Annotated in this window: 23 protein-coding genes and 1 pseudogene; 20 read left to right on the top strand and 4 right to left on the bottom strand. The window is 39.4% G+C overall.

Annotation, left to right across the window (positions count from 1 at the left end):
* Positions 1-27: 27 nt before the first annotated feature.
* Positions 28-2,334, top strand: a complete 2,307-nt coding sequence (locus MKL36_RS13340; protein ID WP_000259109.1) for a RelA/SpoT family protein — start codon at positions 28-30, stop codon at positions 2,332-2,334.
* Between the two features lie 44 nt (positions 2,335-2,378).
* Here the strand turns inward: MKL36_RS13340 and MKL36_RS13345 are convergent, their stop codons facing one another.
* Positions 2,379-3,152, bottom strand: a complete 774-nt coding sequence (locus MKL36_RS13345) for an SDR family oxidoreductase (protein ID WP_000682841.1) — start codon at positions 3,150-3,152, stop codon at positions 2,379-2,381.
* Between the two features lie 111 nt (positions 3,153-3,263).
* Between MKL36_RS13345 and mazG the strand changes: the two genes are divergently transcribed.
* From mazG to yjgA, 9 genes are all read left to right on the top strand, one after another.
* Positions 3,264-4,070: a nucleoside triphosphate pyrophosphohydrolase gene (gene mazG, locus MKL36_RS13350; RefSeq protein WP_000359488.1), complete on the top strand. Its 807-nt coding sequence runs from the start codon at positions 3,264-3,266 to the stop codon at positions 4,068-4,070.
* Positions 4,039-4,449 carry a ComEA family DNA-binding protein gene (locus MKL36_RS13355; RefSeq protein WP_002017231.1) on the top strand — a complete coding sequence of 137 codons (411 nt, stop codon included), beginning with the start codon at positions 4,039-4,041 and terminating at the stop codon, positions 4,447-4,449. Before mazG ends, MKL36_RS13355 begins: the two co-directional genes overlap by 32 nt.
* Before the next feature lie 124 nt (positions 4,450-4,573).
* Positions 4,574-6,037, top strand: a complete 1,464-nt coding sequence (pcnB, locus tag MKL36_RS13360; RefSeq protein WP_001194201.1) for a polynucleotide adenylyltransferase PcnB — start codon at positions 4,574-4,576, stop codon at positions 6,035-6,037.
* Positions 6,034-6,516, top strand: a complete 483-nt coding sequence (gene folK / locus MKL36_RS13365; RefSeq protein WP_000219213.1) for a 2-amino-4-hydroxy-6-hydroxymethyldihydropteridine diphosphokinase — start codon at positions 6,034-6,036, stop codon at positions 6,514-6,516. The genes pcnB and folK overlap by 4 nt, the downstream gene beginning before the upstream one ends.
* A gap of 45 nt (positions 6,517-6,561) precedes the next feature.
* Complete coding sequence (gene panB, locus MKL36_RS13370) at positions 6,562-7,371, top strand: 3-methyl-2-oxobutanoate hydroxymethyltransferase (protein WP_000624763.1); 810 nt, start codon at positions 6,562-6,564, stop codon at positions 7,369-7,371.
* A gap of 3 nt (positions 7,372-7,374) precedes the next feature.
* Positions 7,375-8,223, top strand: coding sequence for a pantoate--beta-alanine ligase (panC, locus tag MKL36_RS13375; protein ID WP_000846362.1), 849 nt, complete (start codon positions 7,375-7,377; stop codon positions 8,221-8,223).
* Between the two features lie 22 nt (positions 8,224-8,245).
* A complete protein-coding gene (gene rapZ / locus MKL36_RS13380) occupies positions 8,246-9,097 on the top strand; it encodes an RNase adapter RapZ (RefSeq protein WP_000821671.1) in 852 nt (283 codons plus the stop codon).
* Positions 9,094-9,363: an HPr family phosphocarrier protein gene (locus MKL36_RS13385; protein ID WP_021510640.1), complete on the top strand. Its 270-nt coding sequence runs from the start codon at positions 9,094-9,096 to the stop codon at positions 9,361-9,363. The genes rapZ and MKL36_RS13385 overlap by 4 nt, the downstream gene beginning before the upstream one ends.
* A gap of 2 nt (positions 9,364-9,365) precedes the next feature.
* A complete protein-coding gene (gene yjgA / locus MKL36_RS13390) occupies positions 9,366-9,902 on the top strand; it encodes a ribosome biogenesis factor YjgA (RefSeq protein ID WP_004710561.1) in 537 nt (178 codons plus the stop codon).
* A 58-nt stretch (positions 9,903-9,960) separates the two neighbouring features.
* On the opposite strand, the gene MKL36_RS13395 is transcribed toward yjgA, so the two are convergent.
* On the bottom strand, positions 9,961-11,589 hold the full coding sequence (locus MKL36_RS13395) for an acyl-CoA synthetase (protein ID WP_021510641.1): 1,629 nt from the start codon (positions 11,587-11,589) through the stop codon (positions 9,961-9,963).
* Between the two features lie 411 nt (positions 11,590-12,000).
* Between MKL36_RS13395 and thrS the strand changes: the two genes are divergently transcribed.
* The 4 genes from thrS to MKL36_RS13415 all read left to right on the top strand — a co-directional run bounded on the left by thrS (position 12,001) and on the right by MKL36_RS13415 (position 15,788).
* The gene (gene thrS, locus MKL36_RS13400) at positions 12,001-13,923 is read left to right on the top strand and encodes a threonine--tRNA ligase (protein WP_021510642.1); all 1,923 of its coding nucleotides are present in this window, start codon (positions 12,001-12,003) and stop codon (positions 13,921-13,923) included.
* A 5-nt stretch (positions 13,924-13,928) separates the two neighbouring features.
* Entirely contained in the window at positions 13,929-14,480 is a 552-nt protein-coding gene (gene infC / locus MKL36_RS13405) for a translation initiation factor IF-3 (protein ID WP_012297364.1), read from the top strand.
* Between the two features lie 206 nt (positions 14,481-14,686).
* Positions 14,687-15,307, top strand: a complete 621-nt coding sequence (locus tag MKL36_RS13410; RefSeq protein WP_000566575.1) for a glutathione S-transferase N-terminal domain-containing protein — start codon at positions 14,687-14,689, stop codon at positions 15,305-15,307.
* A gap of 52 nt (positions 15,308-15,359) precedes the next feature.
* Entirely contained in the window at positions 15,360-15,788 is a 429-nt protein-coding gene (locus MKL36_RS13415; protein WP_000954155.1) for a YqaA family protein, read from the top strand.
* Positions 15,789-15,827: 39 nt separating this feature from the next.
* On the opposite strand, the gene nreB is transcribed toward MKL36_RS13415, so the two are convergent.
* Complete coding sequence (gene nreB / locus MKL36_RS13420) at positions 15,828-17,078, bottom strand: nickel resistance MFS transporter NreB (RefSeq protein WP_001169060.1); 1,251 nt, start codon at positions 17,076-17,078, stop codon at positions 15,828-15,830.
* Between the two features lie 129 nt (positions 17,079-17,207).
* On the opposite strand from nreB, the pseudogene MKL36_RS13425 reads away from it, so the two are divergent.
* The 5 genes and pseudogenes from MKL36_RS13425 to MKL36_RS13445 all read left to right on the top strand — a co-directional run.
* Positions 17,208-17,339, top strand: a pseudogene (locus tag MKL36_RS13425) (hypothetical protein); the annotation flags it as partial.
* A complete protein-coding gene (gene rpmI / locus MKL36_RS13430; protein WP_001096359.1) occupies positions 17,327-17,521 on the top strand; it encodes a 50S ribosomal protein L35 in 195 nt (64 codons plus the stop codon). The pseudogene MKL36_RS13425 and the gene rpmI, both read left to right, overlap by 13 nt.
* An 11-nt stretch (positions 17,522-17,532) precedes the next feature.
* Positions 17,533-17,892: a 50S ribosomal protein L20 gene (gene rplT, locus MKL36_RS13435; protein WP_000124858.1), complete on the top strand. Its 360-nt coding sequence runs from the start codon at positions 17,533-17,535 to the stop codon at positions 17,890-17,892.
* 90 nt (positions 17,893-17,982) lie between these two features.
* Positions 17,983-18,540 (top strand): NADAR family protein, encoded by a 558-nt coding sequence (locus MKL36_RS13440; protein ID WP_031222598.1) that lies wholly within the window; start codon positions 17,983-17,985, stop codon positions 18,538-18,540.
* Positions 18,541-18,598: 58 nt separating this feature from the next.
* Positions 18,599-19,102: a GNAT family N-acetyltransferase gene (locus tag MKL36_RS13445; RefSeq protein WP_000803551.1), complete on the top strand. Its 504-nt coding sequence runs from the start codon at positions 18,599-18,601 to the stop codon at positions 19,100-19,102.
* A 6-nt stretch (positions 19,103-19,108) separates the two neighbouring features.
* Here MKL36_RS13445 and MKL36_RS13450 read toward each other — a convergent pair whose 3' ends face one another.
* Entirely contained in the window at positions 19,109-20,110 is a 1,002-nt protein-coding gene (locus tag MKL36_RS13450) for a hypothetical protein (protein ID WP_021510644.1), read from the bottom strand.
* 157 nt (positions 20,111-20,267) lie between these two features.
* Between MKL36_RS13450 and pheS the strand changes: the two genes are divergently transcribed.
* Complete coding sequence (gene pheS / locus MKL36_RS13455) at positions 20,268-21,248, top strand: phenylalanine--tRNA ligase subunit alpha (protein ID WP_021510645.1); 981 nt, start codon at positions 20,268-20,270, stop codon at positions 21,246-21,248.
* Positions 21,249-21,266 lie beyond the last annotated feature (18 nt).

A 21,266-nucleotide genomic window follows, 5' to 3' on the forward strand; every position in this document is an offset into this window, starting at 1 on the left:
CATGAGTTACATATCCAGGAGAATGGTATGGTCACAGTACGTGAACAGTTACCTGAACAACTAACTGAGTTGTCAGAGGAAACGACTGTAGAGCATGCCGCCGAAACACAAGTCGGTTTAGCCTCATGGTTGGATCGGGTTCGTGAAATATTAGATGGGGCAGAGCTTAAACAACTCGAAGAGGTTGCGCATTTAACCCTACAAAAAGAGTTAGATTCAACGGTTAATCATCGTTCCAATACATTTGCTACTGGTGTTGGAATGGCTGATATTCTGGCGCATTTACATGTAGATGAAGATACTTTATCTGCTGCAATGCTTTATCGTAGTGTTCGTGAGGACATTACTGATATAGAAGAAGTAAAGCGAAAGTTTGGTGAGCAAGTTTATAACCTTGTCAAAGGTACTTTGGCAATGGGTAAGCTTTCAGAGCTTATTGAAAAAAATAAACGACTAGAAGACCATTTTAATAACAACCAACGGGAACATTTAAGCGGCATTTATAAAATGCTGATTTCAGTGACCGAAGATGTTCGTGTCGTTTTAATTAAGTTAGCTGAACGTACTTACTCTTTACGTGAGTTGGCAAACTCATCACGTGAACGTCAAGAGCGTGTGGCGCGTGAAATTTTAACTATTTATTCGCCATTAGCGCATCGCCTTGGTATTGCACAGCTGAAGTGGGAACTTGAAGACTTAGCGTTTCGTTATTTGGCGCCAGACCGTTATAAAGAGATTGCTTCATTACTCAATGAAAAACGTCTTGAGCGTGAACATTATATCCAGTTCGTGATAGACCGTTTAAAAAGTGAATTGGCGGCGCATGGTATTGAAGCTGAAATTACAGGTCGAGCAAAACACATTTATTCGATTTATCGAAAAATGAAAAGCAAAAACCTAAGTTTCGATCAGCTTTATGATATTCGTGCTTTACGTGTATTGGTGAATAGCGTACCTGAGTGTTATCACTCATTAGGTATTGTTCATCAGATTTGGCGTCATATCCCACATCAGTTCGATGACTATATTACTAACCCGAAAGCCAATGGTTATCGCTCATTACATACTGCTGTTATTGCTGAGAATAAATCTTTAGAGGTACAAATCCGTACTCATGAGATGCATGACGAAGCAGAGTTAGGGGTATGTTCGCACTTTAACTATAAAGAAGGTTCAAAGAATACCGACCACTCTTTTAACCACCGTTTGCATTCGCTTCGTGCTGTTTTGGAACATTATCAAGAACGTAATGAAACAACAGTACATCAAAATGAAGATGAGACGGAAGGTTTTGATCAGCTTCAAGACTTTGAAGGTTTTGAAAAGATTTATGTCTTTAGTCGTGATGGTGATATTAAAGAACTACCACGTGGCTCAACAGTTTTAGACTTTGCTTACCATGTGCATACAGAGGTTGGAAACAAATGTTATGCAGCGCGTGTTAACCAGCGCTATGTACCATTAACCTATACGCTAAAAACAGGTGAGCAGGTTGAGATTTTAACCAAGAAAGATCGTGAGCCTAACCGTGACTGGTTGGTGAACTCTTTAGGTTATATCAAGACAGCTCGTGCCCGTGACAAATTACGTCATTGGTTCAGACAGCAAGACCGTAGTAAGAACCTTGAAGTTGGTCGTGAGTTACTCAACAAAGAATTGTCTCGATTGGCGATTCACCCTAAGAGTATTGATCTCAACGATTACTCGTCACATTTTAATGTGAAAACAGGGGATGATATTTTGGTTAGTCTGGTCAGCGGCGATATTAGTTTGCATGCCCTGATTAATCAGATTAATCGTCAAATGCATCTGGATCAGGATGAGCCTGAACTGGTACTTAAACCAACATTAAACCCACGTGCCAGCCATACTCTGTCTGCGCATGGCATCTTAATTGATGGTTTAGACAATGTTGAGCTACATATTGCGCAGTGTTGCCAACCAGTTCATGGTGAATCAATTGCCGGTTATATCACGTTGAACCGTGGGGTAAGTATTCATAAAGTCTTGTGTTCTGATTATCAACGCATGATCAAGCAAGAGCCAGAACGTGCTGTTGAAGCGGATTGGGAAATGCAGCCAACTCGTGGTCAAAGTGTTCAAATTGTAGTTGAGGCTTATGATCGTCGTGGCTTACTCAAAGACTTAACTCAAGTGATTTTCTCTGACCAGATTAATATTCGTCAGGTGAACACAATTTCTGAGGCAGATGGTATTGCTAATATGAAGTTGCTCATTGAGGTCAAAGGCTTGGCTCAGCTTTCACGTTTGTTAGCTCGTTTAGAGCAACAACCGGGGATTATTAGCGCACGACGCATGATACAAGGTGTTTAACTAAATTGAGAAAAAGGCCGTCAATTGACGGCCTTTTTTATAAGCTACTTTCTTGATAGATAGATATTCGTCAAGCGATTTAAAAACTGGGGACTTATTGTTGAGAGTTGATAAAGCAGTTTGGTTTTTATACCAACTGGAGTGTGAGTCGGTGTCCAGAAATGAGCTTTTTTCTCTACAAGTGAAAGTACCTGTTGAGCAATATCATTAGGCGTTAAATCGACTCCCATGTTTTGAATAGAGCCTGCATCCATATTGTTGACCATTGCGGTTTGTACAAATAAAGGCATCACATCTAAAACACGAATACCGTATTTTTTCCATTCCACATCTAAACCTTCGGTAATTCCTCTCACTGCAAATTTACTGGCCGAATAAGAAATGAGGTCAGCTTGCCCGTAAATTGCAGAAGCTGAAGAGAGATTAATGACTCGTGCAAAAGAAGCTTGCTTTAAATAAGGGAGTGCAGCATGGCAACCATTGATTACGCCGTTTACATTAATATTGATTGTTCTTTGGTGTGACTTGATATCGATATTTTCAAAGGCTCCGGAATATAAAATCCCTGCGTTATTCACCAAAATATTAAGCTCGCCAGCCCAGTCGGTAAATTCTTTTAATATATGTTGCCACTGGCTGTAGTCACTGACATCTAGATACCCTGCGCATGCATTCGGCCCTAATTCCTGCGCTAAATTTTGAGCAAGCGACTCATTAATGTCATAAATGCCGACTTTATAACCCCGCTGATAAAATACCCGTGCAATTTCTGCTCCAATACCTTGAGCTGCGCCACTAATCAGAATGCTATGTTTCATCTTTTTTTCTCTTTATCGTTACAATATGACGAATGATTTGCCGCTTTAATTTTGATCATAGCAAATTAAGATTTTAAAGTTACTGACCAATTTTTTGAACTTGAGGGTTACATGGATAAATTGCTTAAAATTATGCAAGAGCTACGTGAAAAATGTCCGTGGGACCAAGAGCAAACTCCAATGTCACTGACTAAATATGCGATTGAAGAGGCATATGAAGTCGAGGCTGCCATTCGTCAAGGTGACATTAATGAAATTCGGAATGAATTGGGTGATCTGTTATTACAAGTGGTATTTCAATCGCAAATGTTTAGCGAGCAGGGGGCGTTCAATTTTCAAGATGTGGTTGAGGCAATTAGCGAAAAATTAGTACGACGCCATCCGCACGTTTTTCAAGCAGACCAATTTAACAACTTAACACCAGAACAAGTAAGTGAGTTATGGAAACAAATTAAACAACAAGAAAAGCAAGGAAAACCACAATCAAGATTAGATGAAATTAAACATGGACCAGCACTATCTCAAGCGCAGGAAATTCAAAAAAATGTTGCAAAAGTTGGGTTTGATTTTGAAACGGTAGAAGATGCTTATACAAAATTAGAAGAAGAATTAGATGAGTTTAAACAGGCACTTAAAAATCAAAATAGTGATGAAATTCAAGATGAATTTGGAGACTGCCTGTTTTCATTAGTCAATGTAGGGCGTAAACTTGGCATTTCAAGTGAAAGTTCACTTTTATCAACCATACATAAATTTAGAAGTCGTTTTGCTTTTATTGAAGAGCAAGCCATAAAACAGCAAAGAACATTGGAAGACATGACCTTGTCCGAAATGGATGAATTGTGGAATCAGGCAAAACGACAATTAAAATCAGGGGAAAAACCACATGCAATACAGCATGAGATTTTGGAAAAATAAGTATTTTGTTTTAATAATTTTGTGCTTGGGAGTAATTTCACCTTCGGTTTACGCACAATCTTTTGATCAAAACTTTCAAGAATGGAAGGCTAAACAGCAGATGTATGACCAAAAGTTAAACATCACTAAGTCTTCTCATTCTAATGGTTCTAAAATTTCTCAAACTAAAAATTTTAATGACTCTACAGGGCAAATTCATTTGAATCAGGCGAATGTAAATGAGTTTCAGCAATTAAAAGGTGTAGGTGAGAAAAAGGCTCAAGCGATTGTAGAATACAGGCAAAAGAACGGTAGTTTTAAAAATATTGACGAAATTAAAAACGTTAAAGGAATTGGACCAGCTATTTTTGAAAAAAATAAATCGCGTTTAGCCTTATAAAAGTTCTATCCGTCAATTATCATTTCCTGCGCAATCTAAGAGAATCAAATTGCCCTTTGTGTGTGTTAGAGCTATGATTAGCGACAACTTGTTATTTACGTCCTGACGTAGGAGACAGCGTCTTTTGCAAACCTTGCGAGCGTCAAAATGTGGTTTGTCCACAGCCCAACTTCCTTCTTCGATTTTAGATGTGATCGATAGTCTGACTAAAGCAGGCTATGAAGCTTATATTGTTGGGGGTGGTGTCCGTGATTTAATGCTAGGACTCAATCCTAAAGATTTCGATGCAGTCACCAATGCAACACCTTCTCAAATTAAAGAAGTTTTTGGCCGTCGATGCCGAATTATTGGCCGACGATTTGAATTGGCACATGTCTATTCAGGACGTGAGCTAATCGAAGTTGCCACTTTCCGTGCTCCTCCTAAAAAAGCGGTGACCAGTGCTTCGGGCATGATTTTACGTGACAACAACTGGGGAACCATCGAACAGGACTTTGCTCGACGCGATTTTTCTATCAATACTCTGTACTACCAGCCGCGTAAGGGTATTGTGCTCGATTTCTGTAAAGCAATTGATGATGTCAAAAGTAAGACTTTACGTTTATTGGGCGATCCTGTGCAACGTTTTGAAGAAGATCCTGTGCGTATGCTTCGGACATTACGTTTTGCAGCTAAGCTCAACTTTAAAATTGATCCGGCAATTCTCGACATTTTTGATGTTGAGATGACGCAATTACTTCGTGATGTTTCACCACACCGTTTATATGATGAGTCTCAAAAGCTTTTCACAATGGGGCATTTGGCACGCGTATTACCAATGTTGATTGACTTTGGCGTGTGGAAACAGCTTTTTGCTGATATTCGTCCGGATCTCACTCCATTTATTCAACGTGCAGCAAAAAATACTGATCAACGTATTCAGGTGGGTAAAACGATTAATCCGGCATTTTTCTATGCGGTTTTATTGTGGCAGCCATTTTTAGAGCGTTGTGATTTTTATTTATCAAAAGGCGTTGTTCCGGCCGAAGCACGTGCTCAAGCAGGTTTGGATGTTTTAAAACGTCAAGCAACACGCACAGTTATTCCTCGTTTTGCCGAAACTTTTATTCGTGAAGTTTGGGAAATGCAAACCCGTTTGCTTAATCCAAAACCACAGCAAATTGAAGCATTGGCAAGCCATGCTCGTTTCCGCGCTGGGTTTGACTTCTTATTACTTCGTGAAAAGTCAGGTGATGACACAACACAGGGAATGGGAAGCTGGTGGGAAGCTTACCAAGAAATGTCAAACGACGAAAAAGAAGCTGCGATTAGCCAATATAATCGTCAGAAGGCGAAAAGTCGTCGTAAGGTTGCTGCTGAGCCTGTTGAAAGCAATAAAGTTGATACGGAAATTGAGCCTTTGGTTGATGTTCCAGAGCCTCGAAGCCGTCGTGGTAAAAAAGAGCGTGCACGACAAGAGCAGTCTATTGACCGTTTTATTGAAAAATCTTCCGCAGCACAAACGAATGTGATGAGTGATCATCCAATTTTAAAGCGCAAGCGGGTACAACGTGATTTGAGCCAAGTTATTTTTGGGCCGACACAATGACAGTAACCACATATATTGGCTTAGGAAGTAACCTAGGTGACTCACGCCAGATTCTGTCTGAAGCGATAGCCAAACTTAAATCTCTTGGTGAAGTGAAAGTATCTAAACTTTACCAAAGTCCCCCTATGGGTCCCCAAGATCAGCCGAATTATCTAAATGCAGTCGCTCAGCTAAAAACCGAGTTACTTCCGCTGGACTTACTTGACCAGTTACAGCGTTTTGAGCAGGAAGCTGGGCGGGTGAGGCTCCGTCATTGGGGGGAGCGAACTTTAGATCTTGATCTACTGATTTATGGCAATGAAAAAATACAAAATGAGCGCTTAACCGTGCCGCATGTAGGAATATTACAACGAGATTTTGTTGTGATTCCTTTATTAGATTTAGATGCTGATCTACATATTAATGATCAGCCACTTAAAAATTTAGAACTCATACAGCAGCCAACGCTGACTGTACTTGCTGATGAGTCTTGGGCTTAAAGCCGGACTTATTACGTTCTGCAAACTCCTGTAGAGGATACCATCATGATTAGTCTAAGTGACTTAAGAAAATTTAAAGCCGAAGGACGTAAGTTCTCTTGCCTAACTTGTTACGATGCAAGTATGGCAAAAGCAATGGAACTTGCTGAAATTGATACGATCTTAATTGGTGATTCTCTTGGAATGGCAATTCAGGGGCGTGACTCAACTTTACCTGTAACTGTTGAAGACATGGCCTATCATACAGCGGCAGTCCGTCGCGGTAATCAGCATGCTTTAATTATGACTGACTTACCATTTATGAGTTATGCCACTTTAAACGATGCTTTGCAGAATGCGAAAACAGTTATGCAAGCTGGTGCCCAAATGATCAAAATCGAAGGTGGTGCATGGCTAAGTGAAACTGTCCAAGTGTTAACACGTAATGGTGTGCCTGTATGTGTACATTTAGGTTTAACTCCTCAGTCTGTACATGTATTTGGTGGCTACAAGTTACAAGCTAGAACGCGTGAAGCAGCCGATCAGCTTATTGCCGATTGTACGGCGGTGGTTGAAGCGGGCGCGGCAGTTTTATTACTCGAATGCGTTCCGGCACAATTAGGTCAAGAAATTGCTGAATTGTTCCCAAATACTCCTGTGATCGGTATTGGGGCAGGTAATGCGACTGATGGTCAGGTATTGGTTGTACAAGACATGTTAGGTCTAACGTTTGGTCGAGTTGCGCGTTTTGTACGTAACTTTATGAAAGAACAATCTGGTGAAACAGCGATTTTAGATGCTTTTAAAGCTTTTCATGCTGCTGTACAAGATCAGTCGTTCCCAGCTAAAGAACACACTTTCCAAGTTGAGCTGTAATTCATGAAAACAGAAACCACTATACAAGGCTTAGCTGCTTCTTTAAATCCTGCTAGAGCTGCACGTAAAATCATTGGTTTTGTCCCAACGATGGGAAATCTACATGAAGGCCACCTCACTCTTGTTCGTGAAGCGAAAAAGTTATGTGATGTTGTGGTTGTGAGTATCTTCGTGAACCCAACACAGTTTGGTCCGGGTGAAGATTTTGATAATTATCCGCGTACGTTAGAGCAGGATAGTCGTCTACTTGCAGATGTTGGCTGTGACATTATTTTTGCACCATCAGTTGAGCAAATGTACGGTACACAACCTCGCTTAACTAACATTAGCGTCAGTCAAATTACTGATGATTTATGTGGAAGCTCACGTCCGGGGCACTTTGATGGCGTAGCACTGGTTGTCACCAAACTCTTTAATATTGTGCAACCGAATTATGCTTTCTTTGGTCAAAAAGACTACCAGCAATTAGCAGTGATTCGCCAATTTGTACAGGATTTGAATATTCCATTAGAAGTTATTGGCGTACCAATTGTTCGTGCAGAAGACGGTTTGGCACTGAGTTCAAGAAATGGTTACTTGACTCCTGAACAGCGTCAGGTTGCACCAGTCATTTATCAAGGTTTAAAACAAGCCGAAGAGCAATTACACCAAGGTAAAGATTTACAACAAGTCTTGGCAGATTTGAAAACACTGTTGACAGACAATGGTTTTGTTGTGGATTATGTGGAGGCTCGTCAACCTAATTTGTTAGCTGCTTCTCAATTTGATCGTGATATTGTGTTGTTTGTCGCGGCAAAATTAGGTGGAACGCGCTTAATTGATAATCTACAAGTTGCCTTTACACCTCAATAATATATAAAAGGACAGCCATGCCATGAAGCGTATACTTATCGTGACAGGACAGTCTGGTTCAGGAAAATCTTCAGCTCTTCAAGTATTAGAAGATTTGGGCTACTACTGTATTGATAATTTACCTTTGGCATTGCTGCCTGAAATTGTGGCAAAGCTAGATCATGAAAATAATCTTGAGCAGCTTGCTTTAGGGGTGGATGTACGAAGTACTCGGGCAGATATGCAAGAGTTCGACCATGTTTTTGAGCAATTACAAAAACATGGTACGGTTGATGTGATTTATCTGACGACACAAGATCAAGATTTGATTGCACGATTTAGTGCTTCACGTCGTCCACATCCGTTAGCAAATCGTTTCAAAAGCCTTTTACAGTGTATTCATGAAGAAAAGCAGTTGCTGATTCCAATTCAGTTTCGTGCCACTGTTCACATTGATACCACAGATAAAAGTGTTCACGATTTAAAACATATCTTGCTATCAAAACTAGGGCAGTCAGATAATCTGATTGTTATATTGCAGTCATTTGGTTATAAACATGGCATTCCTTTAGATGCCGACTATGTTTTTGACGTACGGCATTTACCAAATCCGCATTGGGATTTAGAATTACGCCGCTTTTCTGGTTTAGACGAGCCAGTTAAACAATTTTTAGAAGCAAGTCCACAAGCAAATGAAATGTTTGAGGACATTCTCCACTTCTTAAAAAAATGGCTGCCGGCATTTGCTGAAGGGCATCGTCACTATATGACGATTTCAATAGGTTGCACAGGCGGCCAGCATCGTTCAGTTTATATGGTAGATAGACTAAAACAAGCACTTGAGGCAGAATGGTCTGTTCAGGTCTTACACAGAGAAATGAAGCACTGGTCATGATAGACACAACTGTTGATGTAATTAATAAACTCGGTTTACATGCACGTGCATCAGGAAAACTGATAGAGGTCACTACAAAGTTTCGTTCGTCAATTCAGATTGGTAAGGGCGATCATTTAGTAGATGCTAAGAATATTATGTCGTTACTGATGTTAGGTGCAGGAAAAGGGACCACTTTACGTTTGGTCATTGATGGCACTGACGAAGAACAGGCATTAAGTGAAGTACAGGCGTTATTCGCCGCAAAATTTTATGAGGCAGATTAATCGTGGCACGTCGTCCCCAGCGTTATACTGAAGAAGATTTTGATTCTTTAGAAGGACGTGCAAGTAAAACCGAACAGAAAAAAGCAGTTCAACGTATGGCTGCTTTAGGTGAGCAGTTAGCACAACTTTCTATCAAACAAATTCAAAAACTTCCGGTTGATGAGCGTTTAATTGATGCTCTTTTAGAAGTCCAGAATATTAGTTCGTTTGAAGCACGCCGTCGCCAATTTCAACGTGTTGGTAAACTCTTGCGTAATGAAGATGAGACAGTCATTTTATCTTATTTGACTCCTCAACAAGGCGCGAAAAAACAAGCTCAACTTATGCGTTGGGTAGATCGTATGATCGAGCAAGGTGATCCTGCAATTAACGAGTTTAGTAAAATCTATAATGCATCAGAACGTCATACTTTGCGTCAGCATGTGTTAAGGATTAACCGTGATAAGACTCAGCAAGTTCCAGAAGCAGATCTTGAAGCATCTAAAGGTAAGTTTATTAACTACGTGCAGCAAGTCGCTTTATTGTCAGATCAAGGTTAATTTCGTTTTAACTAAAAAAGCGACGTTTAATACGTCGCTTTTTTATTTCCTATATTGTTTAAACGCGTTCTTTTGCCCATTCACGCAAAATGAATTTTTGCAATTTGCCTGTTGAGGTTTTTGGAATTTCAGTAATCACGACATCTTTGGGAACTTTAAAACGCGCCAGTTCTTTTTGACAATGTGCAATAATTTCTTCAGGAGTCACTGTAGCACCCGTTTTTAATTCAATAAATGCACATGGTACTTCTTGCCAACGTTCATCAGGTTTTGCCACAACAGCCGCTGTTAAAACCGCAGGGTGTTTATATAAAACATCTTCAACTTCTAAAGATGAAATATTCTCTCCGCCCGAGATAATAATATCTTTAGAGCGGTCAGTAATTTTTGCGTAACCATCTGGATGGCAAACAGCTAAATCTCCAGTATGAAACCAGCCACCAGCGAAAGCTTCTTCAGTTGCCTTTGGATTTTTTAAATATCCTTTCATAACAATATTGCCACGGAACATAATTTCTCCCATGGTTTCACCGTCATTTGGAACTGGTTGCATCGTTTCAGGGTCTAATACTCGCATACTATCTTGAAGTGGATAAGGCACACCCTGACGAGAGTGTAGTTGCGCTTGTTCAGTAATTGACAGGTCACTCCATCCTGCTTGAGAGGCACAAAGGGCAGATGGTCCATAGGTTTCAGTTAAACCATAAACGTGGTTAACATTGATTCCAATATTTCGCATACCTTCAATTACAGCGACAGGTGGAGCAGCACCTGCCACCATAACTTCAACATGATGTTCTATGCTTGGCTGCTTTTCCTTAGGAAGATTAATAATCATAGATAGGACGATTGGAGCACCACAGAAGTAATCCACCTTATGTTTTGCAATAAGCTGCATCACCAGTTCTGGGTCAACTTTACGTAGGCAAATATTGGTTCCGCCACTGGCTGCAATACTCCATGCAAAGCACCAACCATTACAATGAAACAGAGGAAGTGTCCATAAATAAACGGCTCGAGGTTTCATGCCACAAGCTAAAATATTACTAGCCGCATTTAAATATGCACCTCGGTGGTGATAAACCACTCCTTTAGGATTTCCAGTGGTTCCAGAGGTATAATTTAAACTAATTGCATCCCACTCATCTTCAGGTAATTGCCATTCAAAATTGGCATCGCCTTGAGCTAACCATTCCTCATATTCGAAAGAACCAAGGAATTGGTTTTCGCCTTTATACTCTTCATCCGCAACATCAATCACAATAATATGTTGGTTAGGAATAAGTGATAAAGCTTCTCTTGCTAAATTAACAAACTCGGGGTCAACTAAAAGTACTTTAGTTTCAGCATGCTCTAGCATAAAAGCGATGGTTTTAGCGTCTAAACGGGTATTTAGGGTATTAAGAACAGCACCCGCCATTGGTACAGCAAAATGTGCTTCAATCATTGCTGGTACATTTGGCAGTAAAACTGAAACCGTATCATTTTTAACTATGCCTAATTGTTGAAGCTGAGATGCAAATTGACGGCAGCGCTGATAAGTTTGTTTCCATGAAATCTGACGGTTGCCATGAATAATAGAAGCTTGGTCTGGGTAGATATAAGCTGCGCGCTCTAAATAGCGCAAAGGGGATAACGCAACAAAGTTTGCGGGTGTGCGTGGTAATTCGTTATAGGCACTAACCATGTGAAACAACTCCATGTTCTATTTTTTAATTCATTCTTTGAAAATATGGCTTAATAGTAATCAAAGCATTAATGCTTTAGTCTTAAAGAGAAATACCTCTCAGTCAGAAAATGAGCAGAAATGCTATTTTCAACATCTTAAATCAGTTCTGGTGAATAATTATCCTATTTATGTATTTCTGAAAATTTAGCTAGGTCCTTATTAAAGTCATTTATTGCTGTTTACCGTATAAGCAAAATGTATTTATGATTTTATGAGTACAAAGGTTTTCACTTGGCTTGAACAAGTGTAAAATCTTTCAGGTTTTTTAATTTTGATTTACACCGTTTTTATATTTTGAGGCTTGCCTCGATCATAATCTCGCGGTGAAATGCTCCTTCGTATAGGGCATCACTCCTTAAGGATTTTTTTATGCCAATTATCACATTGCCAAATGGCGATCAAAAGAGTTTTGATCACCCTGTATCTGTTATGGAAGTCGCTCAAAGTATTGGGCCTGGTTTAGCAAAAAATACCGTTGCTGGACGAGTAAATGATCGCTTAGTTGATGCATGTGACTTAATTACCGAAGACACGACCTTACAAATTATCACTCCAAAAGATGAAGAAGGTCTTGAGATCATTCGCCACTCTTGTGCACACCTTGTAGGGCACGCAGTAAAACAGCTTTTCCCTGAAGCAAAAATGGTGATTGGTCCGGTCATCGAAGAAGGTTTCTATTACGATATCTGGATGCCACGTCCTTTTACACTAGATGATATGGCTGCGATTGAAGAGCGTATGAAAAAGCTCATCGATCAAGATTATGACGTTATCAAAAAAATGACACCGCGTGATGAAGTCATCAAAGTATTCACTGACCGCGGCGAAGAATATAAATTACGTCTTGTGGAAGACATGCCTGAAGAAAAAGCAATGGGCTTGTACTACCACCAAGAATATGTAGATATGTGTCGTGGTCCGCACGTACCGAACACAAAATTCTTAAAATCATTCAAGCTTACTAAAATCTCTGGTGCTTACTGGCGTGGTGATGCGAAGAATGAACAGCTTCAACGTATCTATGGTACTGCTTGGGCTGATAAAAAACAGTTAGCAGCTTATATCAAGCGTATTGAAGAAGCTGAAAAGCGTGACCACCGTAAAATTGGTAAAGCATTAGACTTGTTCCATATGCAAGAAGAAGCACCGGGTATGGTGTTCTGGCATGCAAATGGCTGGACTATTTATCAAGTACTAGAACAGTACATGCGTAAAGTTCAGCAAGACAATGGTTACCAAGAAATCAAAACTCCGCAAATCGTAGATTTTACGCTTTGGGAGAAATCTGGTCATGCGGCAAACTATGCAGAAAACATGTTTACGACTCATTCTGAAAGTCGTAACTATGCTGTAAAACCAATGAACTGTCCTTGTCACGTTCAAGTGTTTAACCAAGGATTAAAGTCTTACCGTGATTTACCAATTCGTTTAGCTGAGTTTGGTTCTTGTCACCGTAATGAGCCGTCTGGTTCTTTACACGGTATTATGCGTGTTCGTGGTTTTACTCAAGATGATGCGCATATCTTCTGTACTAAAGAACAGATCGGTAAAGAAGTTGCAGACTTTATTAAACTCACTTTAGATGTTTATAAAGACTTTGGCTTTGAAGAAGTTCAAATGAAATTATCTACTCGCCCAGAAAAGCGTGTAGGGGATGATGCACTTTGGGATTTAGCTGAAAAATCTTTGGCAGATGCTTTAGATGCAGCTGGTCTTGAATGGGAATTGCAGCCGGGTGAAGGCGCATTCTATGGTCCAAAGATTGAGTTCTCTTTAAAAGACTGTCTTGGTCGTGTATGGCAATGTGGTACCATTCAGTGTGACTTCAACTTGCCAGTTCGTTTAGATGCTTCTTATGTAACTGAAGAAAACGAGCGTGATCAACCTGTCATGTTGCACCGTGCAATTCTTGGTAGTTTTGAGCGTTTTATTGGTATACTAATTGAACACTACGCTGGTTTTATGCCGCCTTGGCTATCACCTGTACAAGCATGTGTCATGAATATCACTGATTCTCAAGCTGAAGCAAGTGAGCAAGTTGTGGCAAAACTCAAGGAAAATGGTCTTCGTGCTATTTCTGACTTGAGAAATGAAAAAATCGGATTTAAGATTCGTGAGCGTACTCTAGAGCGCATTCCTTACCTGTTAGTTCTTGGTGATCGAGAAGTTGAAGAAGGTACAGTGAATGTACGTACTCGCTCAGGAAAAAATTTAGGTACTATGTCAGTGGATGCTTTCATTGACTTAGTGAAATCTGCCGTCGCCGAACGTGGCCGGTATATTGTGGAGTAAGAAAGATTAAACAGCCTGACCGTAACCAACAACAAGGTGCAAAGAGTAACCGTCCAGCAATTAACGATGAGATCCGTGCAAAAGAAGTACGCCTTGTCGGTGCTGATGGTGAGCAAAAAGGAATTGTTTCATTAAATGAAGCACTGCGTGCTGCTGAGGATGCAGATCTTGACCTTGTTGAGATTGTCGCAAACGCTGAGCCGCCTGTTTGTAAAATCATGGATTACAACAAGCACTTGTTTGACCTGAAACAGAAGCAAAAAGATGCCAAGAAAAAACAGCATCAAGTGCAAGTGAAGGAAATCAAACTACGCCCAGCAACTGATGTAGGTGATTATCAAGTTAAGCTTCGTGCTATTCTGAAGTTCCTTGAAGAAGGCAACAAAGTTAAGATCACCTTACGTTTCCGTGGTCGTGAAATGGCTCACCAACAACTTGGTTTAGCTCAATTGCAAAAAATTGAAGCAGACGTAGCTGAGTTAGGGGTTGTAGAGCAAGCACCGAAAATGGAAGGTCGACAAATGGGTATGTTACTTGGACCGAAAAAGAAAAAGTAACACTCAAAAAAAAGCACTGCAAAAGCAGTGCTTTTTTATGGCTCTCATCTTTTAGCCCTATTTTCTTAAACTGACGTTTAATATCGTTTTAAGCCAAAGTTATTCTCAAATTTTATGTGTTTTTTGGTGTTGGAAATATCATTGTATTACCCAAAACATGATATAACGCAAGACGCAGTCATGATAACGATGAATAGGAAAATAGAATGATTGATCTATATTATTGGGGCACACCCAATGGACATAAAATCACAATTGCCTTAGAAGAAATGGGACTGGATTACACCCTTTACCCAATTAATATTTTAGAAAATGATCAATTTCAACCAGACTTCCTGAAAATTTCTCCGAATAATAAAATTCCTGCCATTGTTGACCAAGATGGTCCACGTGGTGAGCCAATTTCAGTATTTGAATCAGGCGCGATCTTGCAGTATTTAGGACGAAAAACTGGATTGTTCTACCCGACAGACGAGCAAGAGCGAGTTGAAGTGGAACAATGGCTTATGTGGCAAATGGGTGGTTTAGGTCCTATGTTAGGACAAAATCATCATTTTAACCGCTTTGCGCCAGAGAAAATTCCCTATGCTATAGACCGCTATGTAAATGAGACTAAGCGTTTATATGGTGTGTTGAATAAACAGCTCATTGGTCAGAAGTTTGTTGCAGGGGAATACTCAATTGCTGATATGGCAATTCTACCTTGGATTTTGCGTTATGAATGGCAGGGGATTCAATTAGAGGATTACCCGTATGTACAAGAATACATTGTTCGCTTAACAGCACGCCCTGCAGTACAAAAAGCATTATCAATTAAAGTCATCTAAGTTTATTGGTAGGGTAATGAATAAGGTGAAAGGTGATTTGGTCTAATTTAATATGCTAAGTTACTTTTTACTTTTTTTGAGTGCTTTTGGGGCGGCTACCTTATTACCGCTACAATCAGAAGCTGTACTTGCTGCTTTATTATTAAAAAATCAACATTCAGCTTTTCTTCTCATTTTGATTGCTACTTTCGGAAATGTATTGGGCTCATGTATAAACTGGTGGTTAGGTTTAAAAATAGAACAGTTTAAACATAAAAAATGGTTCCCGGTTTCTGAAAAACGTTTAGAACAAGCCCAACGCTTTTATCATAAATATGGCTTTTATTCGCTGCTTTTAAGTTGGACACCTGTGATTGGTGACCCTATTACTTTGGTTGCTGGCTTATTCAAAGAAAATTTTTGGCGCTTTTTATTTATGGTCCTTATCGCTAAGGCTGGGCGTTATATTTTCATTTATTGGGTAATTACAGGTTTTATTTAAAATAAAAGCATCCGAAGATGCTTTATTAAAATGATTTAACTAATCTTCTGAGCTTTTAGTAATATCGACTTTAAAAAGATCATTGGTTTTTAGCCAACAGAAGGTTACTACTGCAAGAGTCATACAACCACCAAAAATAGTCGCTGCAATAGTTCCTAAATATTTGGCAGCTAAGCCTGACTCAAATGCACCCAGCTCATTACTTGATGAGACAAACATTCCATTTACAGCCGCTACGCGACCACGCATATTTTCTGGTGGGAATATTTGCAAAATGGTTTGTCTAACTACCACCGAAATACTGTCGCAAGCACCCGTCATCGCCAACGCAAATAGTGATAACCACATGTTGTTCGAGAACGCGAAAAGGATTGTAAATACACCAAACCCTGCAACTGCAAGTAGCATATTACGCCATGCGTGCTGAGTTGGCGGAAAACGAGTTAAAGCAATCATAGTAATGAGCGCACCAATAGAAGGAGCTGCACGCAAGTAACCCAAGCCTTCAGGACCGACTTTTAAAATATCTTCGGCAAAAATAGGGAGTAGAGCGATTACACCACCAAATAAAACAGAGGCAAGGTCTAAAGAAATTGCCCAAAGAACTATTTTGGTTTTCCAAATAAAGCGAAAGCCATCGCCTAAGCTTTCTAAAACATTGGCAGTTTCAATTTTAGGAAAGCTACGTTTATGTAATAAATTAATGAGAATAAAGCAGATACTAAGTAGACCGGCAACACTAAAAAGACTGGTTTCTCTGCCTAAATAAGCGAGCATGAACCCACCGAGCATAGGCCCAATAATTACACCACTCTGCCAACCAATGGTTGTCCATGTTGCACCATTTGCATAAAGCTCACGTGGAATTAAAAATGGTTTTAGGGACGTAGCAGAAGGGTTATAAAAACCACGTATGGTGCCCAAACCAAAAATAACTGCATAAATACCCCAAGAAAGGAAATTTACACTGATATGACCCAACCCATGCAGATGGAACAGTAACCATAAAACTAAAGGAAGAGGTACTGAGAAAAATAAACAGATTTTCATGATGACCTGTTTATTAAATTTATCAGCAAAATAACCACCCCAAAGCGATAGGGCAATAAATGGAATGGCTTCTGCAAGTCCAATTAAACCTAAAGTTAAAGGGTCTTTGGTAATTTGATAAAGTGAATAGGCAACAATAATTTCTTGAATCAAAATTGCTAATGTTAAGCAAAATTGATTAATGGTGACAATTGAGAAATCTCTATAGCGCAGGGCAGCGAATGCATCATGTTTCTGCATTTGAAATATCGTATGTTGATAATTTGCCCATATTATAGGGGTAAATAAGCAGCGATGCTGAAATTATTGCCGATTATATTCATCTAAAAAAGAGATAGGTTTTTCTCATTTCTAAAGGGATTAATTTAAAAAAAATCTAGGAATAGTTTTAATTTTAGTCAGCATACTATAAAATACGCGCTTCCTTACCTGCAGGTCGATTTTGCAATGGTGCAATCGTGCCGAACAGGTGCCCAAAAGAGGTTACTATGGCTAAGTTAAAAACTCGCCGTGGTGCAGCTAAACGCTTCAAAGCGACTGCAAACGGTTTTAAGCGCAAACAAGCATTCAAGCGCCACATTTTGACCAAAAAATCTGCTAAGCGTATCCGTCAATTGCGCGGCTGTGTAATGGTTCACGTAAGTGACGTTGCTTCAGTTCGTCGTATGTGCCCATACATCTAAGGAGATTATAAATGGCTCGTGTAAAACGTGGTGTAGTGGCTCATCGCCGTCACAAAAAAATTCTTGCTCGCGCTAAAGGTTACTACGGTGCTCGTTCACGCGTTTACCGCGTAGCGTTCCAAGCGGTAATCAAAGCTGGTCAATACGCTTACCGTGACCGTCGTCAGAAGAAACGTCAATTCCGTGCTCTATGGATTGCGCGTATCAACGCTGGTGCTCGTCAAAACGGTTTGTCTTACAGCCGTATGATCGATGGCTTGAAAAAAGCTCAAGTAATCATCGACCGTCGCGTATTAGCTGACATCGCTATGCATGATGCAGTAGCATTTGCTGCTTTAGCTGAAAAAGCTAAAGGCGCATTAGCTGCATAAGCTTAGAGATTCAAAAAAAGACCGCTTTTTAGCGGTCTTTTTTATTTTTAGTGGTTCTATTTTAAAAAAGAAAATAATCAGAGATAAATGATGATAGACGAAAAATTTCTAAATGACTTAATTCAAAAAATACAGCAAGGTCACCAGTTCAAATATTTATATTTCTGGGGACATACTTCTAAGAAAGCTAATCTTATTGATAAAAGCTGTTTTAGCCAGTGGTTTCCTGCGCAATTTAATGTAGAAGGTATTGAATACTTTACTGCTGAGCACTATATGATGGCGCAAAAAGCAAAATTATTTAATGATAAAGAAATTTTTGCACAGATTTTGCAGGTTAAACATCCGAATGAAGCGAAGCAATTAGGCCGTAAAGTACGTAATTATAATGAACAGATATGGCAAGAAAAACGTTTTGACATAGTGGTGCAGGCGAATTTTGCTAAATTCTCACAGCATCCGGAGTTAAAAAAATTCTTATTAGCAACAAAAGACCGTATTTTGGTTGAAGCATCTCCAGTCGATAAAATTTGGGGTGTTGGTATGGCGCAAGACCATCCACACATTCAAGATCCATCTCTATGGCAAGGACTAAATTTGTTGGGTTTTGCTTTAATACATGTTCGAGAGTTACTTTTAACTGAGTAGGTTAGTACGAGACGAATTAATGCTTCACTCTAAAAAGTAGTGACATGAGGGAAGTGAATTGAAACCATTAAATGACACAGATATTCGTATAGCATCATTTAAGGATGCATTGTCTATTGCAGAAGTACATGTACAGAGTTGGAAAGAAACCTATACAGGTATGATTAAGCAAGAAATATTGAATGAGCTTAACGTACTAGATAAACAACAGTTATGGAAAGAGATAAGTAGAAGTCCTGATCATAAGTTATTTATCTATACTGAAAATGGAGTAGTGAAAGGCTTTCTCGATGGTTATTTAAATCCGGAAAATAATATTGCTGAAATTCGTGCTTTTTATTTATTACGAGAAATTCAAAGAAAAGGAGTAGGGCGTGCGTTATTCCAAAAGTTCTATCAATGCGCTTTAAATCAAGGTTATGCTTTTATTCGTTTAGAAGTTTTTAATAAAAATCCAAGTCGCTTCTTCTATGAAAAAATGGGAGCCAAATTAACTGGTGAAGCCGAACTACCAGAGTTCGGCCTTGGAATAACAGAACTATTTTATGAATGGCAACTTTAATCTTGATTAAAGACCAAAATAATAGGCTAAAGCACAAATAATTATTGTCAGAACAATAAGCTTGATTACCCCTGTTCCTCCAGCCTTATGATGAGGTGCTTTTAAATGAGTTGCGGACTCATTCGTTGCATCAAAAGGAGAGGGTTTCTCAACAGGTTTTAATTGAGCTGTTTGATAGTGATTTGCTGCTTTCACAATAAGTTTTGCAAATAGGTCGTCAGTTTTGTGAGTAAAGTTTCTTAAGTTAATAATTTGTTCTTGGTCTAAGTCTTCCCCTAAAGGATCATTTGCGGTGCGTTTTTTCTGCTCTAAATAATCTGATAAGGCCTGAGTGCGGTAGAGGAGTTGATGTGCACAATCTGCTGGGTAGTTTTCAGGAATAAGAGCAAGAGTGGGTTGATGCTCTACCGAAATTTGATGTGTTGACCCATCAAAATATTTTTTCTGAAATTCTGGTTCTTCAAAACCTGCTGCATACTTACTTCGAAATAACTCAGTTTCCATAAAGTCTGAAATTTCGTCCCATTGAGGTGCTTTTAAGTCAGCTTCAACTTTCTTAGATAATTTTTCATTCAATTCAAAACGCCAGAAAGTCTCTAAGCGTAAATCGCTGCGTTGAGTCAGAGGCGGCTCAAACTCGTTATCGCTGCTGTACCATTCGGCAAGCTCATGTCCAAAAATCCATGCGATTTTCTTATTGTTTTGATGACTTACAATAAAATGAGCATAAGGTAAAAGCTCGACATTACTATTCGGGTTTTGCTCTTCATTTAAAATAGTAGATAGGTGAAGAGAGATTTGAGTCGTCCCTTGTTTTTTGAGTGCTTCTAACCAAACTTGGAAATGTTGAGCAAGTAAATGTTGTGAAATTAAGTCACGAAATTGAAAACTATGCTGGTCAAAAATATGATGTTGTCGCCATTGGCTAAAACTTAAATTCTGACGTAGATATTCATTACCATAGGTCACAAGTGTAAGTTGTTGTTTCCAAATCTGATTAAGCGCCATAATAATTGATCTCATTGACGATGCTATTATTTTATACGTTTTATCTTTTTGTTGCCTAATACATTTTTCATGATGGATAAACTTCATCAATACGGTGAAAAACTGTTAGAATGCAGTGTTTTATTATATTTTTAAATTTGTTGCTTTGAGAGTTACTATGTCACTGGAAGCCCTGACCACAGAAGCGCTTGCTGCCATTGCAGCAGCTCAAGACCTTGTTGCACTTGATCAGGTGCGTGTGCAATTTACAGGGAAAAAAAGCCAGCTTGCAGAACAATCGAAAGCATTAGGGAAAATGGACCCTGAAGAACGTAAAGTACAAGGTGCTGCGATTCATGCTGTTCGAGAAACAATTAATAACGCTTTAACTGAGCGTCAAACAGCATTACAACAAGCTGCACTGGCGCAAAAATTAGCAAGTGAAACCATTGATATTACTTTGCCAGGCCGAGGACAGCGCGTTGGTACAGTTCATCCTGTTACTCAAGTGCAAGAACGTATTTGCCAGTTCTTTACTAAAGCTGGCTTTACGGTTGCTACAGGACCAGAAGTTGAAGATGACTATCATAACTTCGAAGCATTAAATATTCCTGGGCACCATCCTGCACGTGCTATGCATGATACTTTCTATTTCGATGCAAACCATTTGTTGCGTACGCATACTTCTGGTGTGCAAATTCGTACTATGGAAACAAGCCAGCCGCCAATTCGTATTGTCTGTCCGGGCCGTGTATACCGCTGCGACTCAGACCAAACGCATTCGCCAATGTTCCATCAAATTGAAGGTTTGTACGTTGCTGAGAACACCAGCTTTGCTGAATTAAAAGGTTTATTGATTAACCTACTGAATGAGTTTTTTGAGAAAGATTTAAAAGTACGTTTCCGCCCATCATATTTCCCATTTACAGAGCCTAGTGCGGAAGTGGATATCATGGATGAGCGTGGACGTTGGTTAGAAGTATTAGGCTGTGGCATGGTACATCCAAATGTATTGCGTGCTGTGGGGATTGATCCTGATAAATACAAAGGCTTTGCTTTTGGTTTAGGGGTAGAACGTTTTGCAATGTTGCGTTATGGCATTAATGACTTGCGTATGTTCTATCAAAATGATGTGCGTTTTTTACGCCAATTTGCCTAACATTTTTTCAGGATTAAA

This window comes from Acinetobacter sp. AOR12_HL, from assembly GCF_027855275.1.
Taxonomy (GTDB): Bacteria; Pseudomonadota; Gammaproteobacteria; order Pseudomonadales; family Moraxellaceae; genus Acinetobacter; species Acinetobacter baumannii.

Bases quoted from the DNA above. Each gene is read 5' to 3' on its own strand.
- MKL36_RS13345 (WP_000682841.1), bottom strand. From the start codon at position 3,152: ATGAAACATAGCATTCTGATTAGTGGCGCAGCTCAAGGTATTGGAGCA.
- MKL36_RS13340 (WP_000259109.1), top strand. From the start codon at position 28: ATGGTCACAGTACGTGAACAGTTACCTGAACAACTAACTGAGTTGTCA.
- MKL36_RS13450 (WP_021510644.1), bottom strand. From the start codon at position 20,110: ATGGCGCTTAATCAGATTTGGAAACAACAACTTACACTTGTGACCTAT.
- rpmI (WP_001096359.1), top strand. From the start codon at position 17,327: ATGGCTAAGTTAAAAACTCGCCGTGGTGCAGCTAAACGCTTCAAAGCG.
- rplT (WP_000124858.1), top strand. From the start codon at position 17,533: ATGGCTCGTGTAAAACGTGGTGTAGTGGCTCATCGCCGTCACAAAAAA.
- MKL36_RS13395 (WP_021510641.1), bottom strand. From the start codon at position 11,589: ATGGTTAGTGCCTATAACGAATTACCACGCACACCCGCAAACTTTGTT.
- panC (WP_000846362.1), top strand. From the start codon at position 7,375: ATGAAAACAGAAACCACTATACAAGGCTTAGCTGCTTCTTTAAATCCT.
- folK (WP_000219213.1), top strand. From the start codon at position 6,034: ATGACAGTAACCACATATATTGGCTTAGGAAGTAACCTAGGTGACTCA.
- panB (WP_000624763.1), top strand. From the start codon at position 6,562: ATGATTAGTCTAAGTGACTTAAGAAAATTTAAAGCCGAAGGACGTAAG.
- MKL36_RS13440 (WP_031222598.1), top strand. From the start codon at position 17,983: ATGATAGACGAAAAATTTCTAAATGACTTAATTCAAAAAATACAGCAA.
- mazG (WP_000359488.1), top strand. From the start codon at position 3,264: ATGGATAAATTGCTTAAAATTATGCAAGAGCTACGTGAAAAATGTCCG.
- pheS (WP_021510645.1), top strand. From the start codon at position 20,268: ATGTCACTGGAAGCCCTGACCACAGAAGCGCTTGCTGCCATTGCAGCA.
- MKL36_RS13410 (WP_000566575.1), top strand. From the start codon at position 14,687: ATGATTGATCTATATTATTGGGGCACACCCAATGGACATAAAATCACA.
- thrS (WP_021510642.1), top strand. From the start codon at position 12,001: ATGCCAATTATCACATTGCCAAATGGCGATCAAAAGAGTTTTGATCAC.
- MKL36_RS13415 (WP_000954155.1), top strand. From the start codon at position 15,360: ATGCTAAGTTACTTTTTACTTTTTTTGAGTGCTTTTGGGGCGGCTACC.
- rapZ (WP_000821671.1), top strand. From the start codon at position 8,246: ATGAAGCGTATACTTATCGTGACAGGACAGTCTGGTTCAGGAAAATCT.
- nreB (WP_001169060.1), bottom strand. From the start codon at position 17,078: ATGCAGAAACATGATGCATTCGCTGCCCTGCGCTATAGAGATTTCTCA.
- MKL36_RS13385 (WP_021510640.1), top strand. From the start codon at position 9,094: ATGATAGACACAACTGTTGATGTAATTAATAAACTCGGTTTACATGCA.
- MKL36_RS13355 (WP_002017231.1), top strand. From the start codon at position 4,039: ATGCAATACAGCATGAGATTTTGGAAAAATAAGTATTTTGTTTTAATA.